Source organism: Streptomyces sp. NPDC096046, from assembly GCF_040303285.1.
Taxonomy (GTDB): domain Bacteria; phylum Actinomycetota; class Actinomycetes; order Streptomycetales; family Streptomycetaceae; genus Streptomyces.
The window spans coordinates 243,988-250,734 of sequence record NZ_JBEOSZ010000005.1 but is presented as its reverse complement, the minus strand read 5'-3'; the positions used below and the strand labels follow the sequence as shown (position 1 = coordinate 250,734).

At 70.4% G+C, this 6,747-nt stretch carries 6 protein-coding genes; 2 read left to right on the top strand and 4 right to left on the bottom strand.

All coding sequences use genetic code 11. The annotated features are described in order from the left end of the window. Positions 1-288 precede the first annotated feature (288 nt). The gene (locus ABTX62_RS07210; protein ID WP_352115235.1) at positions 289-2,232 is read left to right on the top strand and encodes a glycosyltransferase family 2 protein; all 1,944 of its coding nucleotides are present in this window, start codon (positions 289-291) and stop codon (positions 2,230-2,232) included. 4 nt (positions 2,233-2,236) lie between these two features. Then, positions 2,237-2,842, top strand: coding sequence for a dTDP-4-dehydrorhamnose 3,5-epimerase (gene rfbC / locus ABTX62_RS07205; protein ID WP_352115234.1), 606 nt, complete (start codon positions 2,237-2,239; stop codon positions 2,840-2,842). A gap of 139 nt (positions 2,843-2,981) precedes the next feature. On the opposite strand, the gene ABTX62_RS07200 is transcribed toward rfbC, so the two are convergent. From ABTX62_RS07200 to ABTX62_RS07185, 4 genes are read right to left on the bottom strand one after another with little or no spacing between them, the layout of a single operon-like run. Beyond that, on the bottom strand, positions 2,982-3,785 hold the full coding sequence (locus ABTX62_RS07200) for a class I SAM-dependent methyltransferase (RefSeq protein ID WP_283972699.1): 804 nt from the start codon (positions 3,783-3,785) through the stop codon (positions 2,982-2,984). Continuing rightward, entirely contained in the window at positions 3,772-4,659 is an 888-nt protein-coding gene (rfbD, locus tag ABTX62_RS07195; RefSeq protein ID WP_352115233.1) for a dTDP-4-dehydrorhamnose reductase, read from the bottom strand. The genes ABTX62_RS07200 and rfbD overlap by 14 nt, the downstream gene beginning before the upstream one ends. Continuing rightward, on the bottom strand, positions 4,656-5,636 hold the full coding sequence (rfbB, locus tag ABTX62_RS07190) for a dTDP-glucose 4,6-dehydratase (protein ID WP_352115232.1): 981 nt from the start codon (positions 5,634-5,636) through the stop codon (positions 4,656-4,658). The genes rfbD and rfbB overlap by 4 nt, the downstream gene beginning before the upstream one ends. Next, positions 5,633-6,700: a glucose-1-phosphate thymidylyltransferase gene (locus ABTX62_RS07185; protein WP_352115231.1), complete on the bottom strand. Its 1,068-nt coding sequence runs from the start codon at positions 6,698-6,700 to the stop codon at positions 5,633-5,635. Before ABTX62_RS07185 ends, rfbB begins: the two co-directional genes overlap by 4 nt. Between the last annotated feature and the right edge of the window lie 47 nt (positions 6,701-6,747).

Genomic DNA, 6,747 nt, shown 5'->3' with positions numbered 1-6,747 from the left:
AGTAGCTCCGCTACGAGGGCTTCCCGGCGCCTTGCGATGCACGGCACCAGACCACGTGCCCTGATCGGACGCTCATAGTGAAAGGACCCCTAAGGGCTGCCGGGTGCTCCCGCCCGTAAGACGGCTTGACCGCGAACAGACGGAGGGCGCAGCTCAGTTGCCGTGCGGGCGAGATGATCACGGCCGGGCCTCGGAAGTGGGACCGCGTCGCCGACCGGGTTAGCATCAGGCGACACGCAGTACTACAGGACGTCTACGGCAAGCGACGCGAAGGGGCCCGGAAACCCGATGCCGGTCAAGGTCAGCGTCATCGTCCCCGTGTACAACCCGGGGATCTACATCGAGGACTGCATTTCCTCGCTGCAGCGGCAGTCGCTGCCTCCCGACGAGTTCGAGGTGATCTTCGTCGACGACGGCTCGACCGACGAGACCCCGGCCCGGCTGGACCGGCTCGCCGCCGAGGACCCCCGGATGAGAGTCATCCACCAGGAGAACTCCGGCTGGTCGGGCAAGCCCCGCAACGTCGGCATCGAGGCCTCCCGGGGCGAGTTCGTGATGTTCGTCGACAACGACGACTACCTGGGCGACGAGGCCCTGGAGCGGATGTACGACTACGGCGTGGCCAACGGCGCCGACGTCGTGGTGGGCAAGATGGCCGGCAAGGGCCGCGGGGTGCCGGTGGAGCTGTTCCGCCGCAACCACCCGCGGGCCACCGTCGAGAACGCCCCGCTGATCGACAGTCTCACCCCGCACAAGATGGTCCGCCGGGCCTTCCTGGACCGCATCGGCCTGCGCTTTCCCGAGGGCAGACGGCGTCTGGAGGACCACGTCTTCATCGCCGAGGCGTATCTGCGCGCGGAGAACGTCTCCGTGCTCAGCGACTACGTCTGCTACTACCACCTGCGGCGGGACGACGGTTCCAACGCCGGCTTCGAACGCTTCGACCCGGTCGGCTACTTCAGGAACCTGCGCGAGGCCCTCGACGTCGTCGAGCGGTACACGGAACCCGGCCCGGTGCGCGACCGGCTGTTCCGGCGCTGGCTGCGCGTGGAGATGGTCGAGCGGCTGCGGGCGCGGCGATTGCTGAACCTGCCGGACGACTACCGCAGGGAGCTGTTCGCGGAGATCCACGAAGTCGTCGTGGAGCGCTTCGGGCCCGGTGTCGCGGCCGGTCTGCAGCCGACGCAGCAGGTCATCGCCGCGCTGACGGCGGCCGACCGCTACGACGACGTGGTGGCCTTCGCAAAGTGGGAGGCGGGTGTCACGCCCCGGGCGACCCCCGCGGACATCGAGTGGCGCGACGGCTCCCTCATCGTCGGCTTCACGGCCGAGTACCTGTCCGGCGGCGAACCGATGCTGTTCCCGGCCGGTGCCGAGTCCGTGCCGCTGACCGATGTTCCGAAGGACGTGACCGAGGCGGTGGGGTGGGTGGCCTCCGAGACCGCCGCGCGGTTCGGGCAGGCCACGGCCGATCTGCTGCTGCGGGAGCGCTCCAGCGCCGCGCAGTACTTCCAGCCGGTGGAGTTCACGCGCGAGACCGTGCCGGTCGGGGACGGCGAGGAGGTCCGGCTGGTGCTGCGGGCGACCGCCACGGTCGACCCGGCCGAGCTGCCGCGTGACGGCGCCTGGGACGCACTCGTCCGGGTGAAGGCGGGCGGCTGGACGAAGGAGTGCCGACTCGGCCCGGCGCCGCGCGAGGACCGGCCCACACCTGAAGTGGGCGTCATCGGTGACCGCCCGGTCCTGCCCTACTGGACCGAGCCGCACGGCAACCTCTCCCTGGAACTCGGCGCACGCGGCAAGCGGCTAGGGCTGGGCCGCGTGCAGCTGGGGGACGTCGCCGTCTCCGAGGGGCGCTTCCGCGTCCAGCTCCCGGTGCACGTCCCGGACGACACCGGGGTGCGGCTGAGGTTCGTCTCCGCTGACCGGATCCTGGAGGTGCCCGGCCATCTCACCTCCGAGGCGGGCCGGCCGGGCTCGGTGCTGTCCGCGGACCTGCCCGCCGAGGACCTCTCGGAGGACGTCTGGCGGGTGGCCGTGTGCCTGAATCCGGCCGCGGACCGGGCTCGCTTCACCGGCCTGCCGTTCGCCCTGCGAGCGGGGGGCGGAAGCCTGCTGGTGACGCCGCCGCCCGGGCCCGGTGTCGCGCTGCGGCTGGCCCGGCGTGCCCGACGCGTGCTCGGTGCCGCGCGCCGGAAGCTGAAGTCCCGTACCAGGACCGGAGGGCGGTGACGGCATGCGACCCATGGAGATAGAGGGCGCCTGGGTTCTGGAGCCCAAGGTCTTCCCGGACGACCGGGGCAGCTTCCACGAGTGGTACCGCGGTGCGGAGTTCCGCGAGGCGACGGGCCGTGACCTGTCCCTGGCCCAGGCGAACTGCTCGGTGTCGAAGCGGGGCGTGCTGCGGGGTGTGCACTTCGCGGATGTGCCGCCCAGCCAGGCCAAGTACGTCACGTGTGTACGCGGTGCCGTCCTGGACGTGGTGATCGACATCCGCGTGGGCTCCCCCACCTACGGCGCGTGGGAAGCCGCACGCCTCGACGACGACACGCGGCACGCCGTGTTCCTCGCGGAGGGGCTGGGACACGCCTTCATGGCCCTCACGGACGACGCGACCGTGGTGTACCTGTGCTCGGAGGGCTACGCCCCGGACCGCGAACACGGCATCCACCCGCTCGACCCGGCCCTGGGCATCGAGTGGCCGGAGGGCGTCACCCCGCTCCTGTCCCCCAAGGACGAGCAGGCCCCGACACTGGCGGAGGCGGAACGGCAGGGACTGCTGCCGTCGTACGAAGCCTGCCTGGCCTACTACGAGGAACTGCGAGGCGGGCAGGGGACCTAGTAGCCCGCCCAGGGGACACACCGCAGGCCCGGACGCGTCCAGCGTCCGGGCCTGTGTGCCGGAAAGCCGAGCAAGCCGGGAAGGCCGAGGAGGAAGGTCGTCGGCGCCGGCCGCCCCGGGCGGTGGCCGGCGCCGTCGCTCAGCGGCTCACACCGACCTGCTGGAGGGCCTTGCGCAGGGGCTCCCAGCCCATGGAGCGGGGCAGACCGCGGTTGCGGGCCTGGGCGAGGGGACGCCAGAAGCCCGCTTCCAGGAGGGCTTCGGGGCGGACGGCGCCGGCCCGCTCCAGGATCGCCTCGGGAACCTTCTGCGGGTCTGGGATCTTGTACTCCGCCATGATCTCGTCGTACTTGTCGTGCAGGACCCGGTTGTCCGGGTCGGCGCCGAAGACGACGAGCTGGCCGGTGGGTGCGGTGTCCACCTGCACCGTGACCAGGTCGGGGCGGTAGCGCGCCAGCACCTCGGTGATCTTGTAGACGTCGCCGGTCCAGGCGTTGGTGTGCCGGTCCCGGGCCGCCTCGTCGATGCTGCGCGGCAGCATGTCGTCCAGGACGATCACGCTGGACCAGTCCGAGTACTTCTCGACGTTCATGAAGTCGCGCAGCGCGAACTCGAACAGGTGCATGCCGTCGATGAACGACAGGTCCAGGGTCGTGCGGCGCCAATAGCCGATCGGGCTGCGGCCCCGGCGCAGGTTGCGCAGCGGGTGACGGCCGCCCTTGAGGTGCTGGAGCGGGTTGTCGCGCGCGAAGAAGTCGTCGCTGGTGGCCTTCACCAGGTGGACGTCGCACCTCAGCTCCGAGACCACCTTGAAGGCGGGGTCGATCGCGATGCTCGGGACGCGGGACAGCGTCAGGCTGCGGCCGTCGTTGACGCCGATCTCCAGGTAGTTGCGATTGGCGCTGACCTTGTGCAGTTCCCGGAGGAACTCATGGCGTTTCACGAGGAAGACCTTCCTTGCGGATGCGGGGCAGTGCTTCGTGCAGGGCGGAACGCCAGTCGCGCGGCAGTGGCAGGCCGATCTCCTGCCACCGGTGGTGTGCGAGGGCGCTGTACGCGGGGCGGGGCGCGGGCCGGGGGAAGGCCGCGCTGCTGGTGGGGCGCACCCGGTCCGGGTCGGCGCCGATGAGGGAGAACACCTCGCGGGCGAGGTCGTACCAGGTGGCCTCGCCGGAATTGGTCGCGTGGAAGACGCCGTGCGCGTCGGAGCCGAGCCGGGGGCCGAGGTCGGCGATCCGCTCGGCGACGTCGGCGCTCCAGGTGGGCTGTCCGCGCTGGTCGTCGACGACGTCGAGGGTGTCGCGGCGTGTTTCCAGTCCGATCATGGTCCGGACGAAGTTGGAGCCGTGGACGCCGTAGAGCCACGCCGTGCGCAGCACCGCGCTCGCCCCGGGAAGTTCCTCCAGGACGGCCTGTTCCCCGGCCAGTTTGGTGCGGCCGTAGGCGGTGCGCGGGCCCGTCGGGTGGTCCTCCGGGTACGGGCCGGTGCGGGACTCGCCGGAGAAGACGTAGTCCGTGGAGACGTGGAGGAGGCGGGCGTCGTGCGCGGCGCAGGCCCGCGCCAGCAGGCGCGGCCCGTCGCCGTTGATCTCCAGGGCGCGGGCCTCGTCGGTTTCGGCGTCGTCGACGGCCGTGTACGCGGCGCAGTTCACGACGAGGTCGGGGCGGTGCCCCCGTACGGCGGCTCCGACGGCCCCGGCGTCCGTGATGTCCAGGGCGGTGCGGTCGAGACCCGTGACGTTCTCGCCGCGCCTGGTGAGTTCCGCGACGACGTCCCGGCCGAGCATCCCGCCCGCCCCGGTGATCAGCCACCTCATGCCCGCTCCTGGGCGACGCGCCGCTTCAGGGGCTCCCACCAGGCCCGGTTGTCGCGGTACCAGGCGACGGTATCGGCCAGGCCGGCGGTGAAGTCGTGGGCTGGGCGGTAGCCGAGTTCGTCGCGGGCCTTGGACCAGTCGACGGAGTAGCGCAGGTCGTGGCCCTTGCGGTCCTCGACATACTCCACCCGGTCCCAGTCCGCTCCGCAGGCGTCCAGGAGCAGCCCGGTGAGCTCCTTGTTGGTGAGCTCGGTGCCGCCGCCGATGTTGTAGACCTCGCCGGGCCGGCCGTGGGTGCGGGCGAGGTCGACGCCCCGGCAGTGGTCGTCGACGTGCAGCCAGTCGCGGATGTTGCGGCCCTCGCCGTACAGCGGCACCTTGTGGCCGTCGAGGAGGTTGGTGACGAACAGCGGGATGACCTTCTCGGGGAACTGGTGCGGGCCGTAGTTGTTGGAGCAGCGTGTGACGCGCACGTCCAGGCCGTGGGTGCGGTGGTAGGCCAGCGCGAGCAGGTCGGAGGAGGCCTTGGAGGCCGAGTACGGCGAGTTGGGCTGAAGCGGGTGGTCCTCGGGCCAGGATCCGGACTCGATGGAGCCGTAGACCTCGTCGGTGGAGACGTGCACGAAGGGGCCCACGTCGTAGCGCAGGGCGGCGTCCAGGAGGGTCTGGGTGCCGAGGACGTTGGTGCGGACGAAGTCGGCGGCGCCGGTGATGGAGCGGTCCACATGGGACTCGGCGGCGAAGTGCACGACCTGGTCCGCAGCGGTCATCAGCTTGTCGACCAGCTCGGCGTCGCAGATGTCTCCCTGTACGAACTCCAACCGGGGATGGGTCAGTTCGAGGTTGTCGAGGGTGCCGGCGTAGGTGAGCTTGTCCAGCACGGTGATGCGGGGCGCGTCGGGCGCGTCCGAGGCGAGCAGTGCGCGCACGTAGCGCGAACCGATGAACCCGGCGGCGCCGGTGACGAGGAGGTTCATGAAGTGATCTGCACCTTGCTGTGATCTCCGAGGACGAAGCGGTGGGCGCTGGGCACGCTGGGGGCCGGGGTCACCTCGACGTGCCGGCCGATCAGCGAGGCCTCGATCCGGCCGACGCCCAGGATCGAGGAGTCCCGCAGCACGATAGAGAACTCCAGCTCGCTGTCGGTGATGCGGCAGTTCTCGGCGACGGAGGTGAAGGGGCCCACGTAGGAGTTGCTGACGAGGGTGCCCGAGCCGATGACGGCGGGCCCGACGATGCGGGAGCCGACGATCCGCGCGCCCTCTTCGACCACCACGCGTCCTATGGTCTCCGAGGCGTCGTCCACCTCGCCGTCGATGCGGCGCTCCATGACTTCGAGGACCGTGCGGTTCACCTCGAGCATGTCGGTGACGTTGCCGGTGTCCTTCCAGTAGCCCTTGACGACCGTGGAGCGCACGTCGGCGCGGGTGTCGATCAGGTGCTGGATGGCGTGGGTGATCTCCAGTTCGCCGCGCCAGGACGGTTCGATGGCGCGGACCGCCTCGTGGATGAGGGGCGTGAACATGTAGACGCCGACCAGCGCGAGGTCGCTCTTGGGCTGGTCGGGCTTCTCCTCCAGGCCGATCACCTGGCCGGACGCATCGAGTTCGGCCACTCCGAAGGCACGCGGGTCGGCCACCCTGGTGAGCAGGATCTGGGCGTCGGGCCGATGGCTGCGGAACTCGTCGACCAGACCCGTGATGCCGCCGACGATGAAGTTGTCGCCGAGGTACATCACGAAGTCGTCGTCGCCGAGGTAGTCCCGGGCGATCAGCACCGCGTGGGCCAGCCCGAGGGGCCGCTGCTGGGGGATGTAGGTGACGTCGAGGCCGAACTTCGACCCGTCCCCCACCGCTTCCTCGATCTCGTCGGCCGTATCCCCGACGATCATGCCCACATCGGTGATGCCGGCCTCGGCGATCGACTCCAACCCGTAGTACAGCACGGGCTTGTTGGCCACGGGCACGAGTTGCTTGGCCGACGTGTGGGTGATCGGCCTCAACCGCGTTCCTGCGCCGCCGGACAGCACGAGAGCCTTCATTCGGCTCACCTTAGTCGTGATCCGGCGGATGTGAACATCACTTCTTG

What these genes read in the sequence shown, in the direction of transcription:
- rfbC (WP_352115234.1), top strand. Translation starts at nt 2,237, where the DNA reads ATGCGACCCATGGAGATAGAGGGCGCCTGGGTTCTGGAGCCCAAGGTC.
- rfbD (WP_352115233.1), bottom strand. Translation starts at nt 4,659, where the DNA reads ATGAGGTGGCTGATCACCGGGGCGGGCGGGATGCTCGGCCGGGACGTC.
- ABTX62_RS07210 (WP_352115235.1), top strand. Translation starts at nt 289, where the DNA reads ATGCCGGTCAAGGTCAGCGTCATCGTCCCCGTGTACAACCCGGGGATC.
- ABTX62_RS07185 (WP_352115231.1), bottom strand. Translation starts at nt 6,700, where the DNA reads ATGAAGGCTCTCGTGCTGTCCGGCGGCGCAGGAACGCGGTTGAGGCCG.
- rfbB (WP_352115232.1), bottom strand. Translation starts at nt 5,636, where the DNA reads ATGAACCTCCTCGTCACCGGCGCCGCCGGGTTCATCGGTTCGCGCTAC.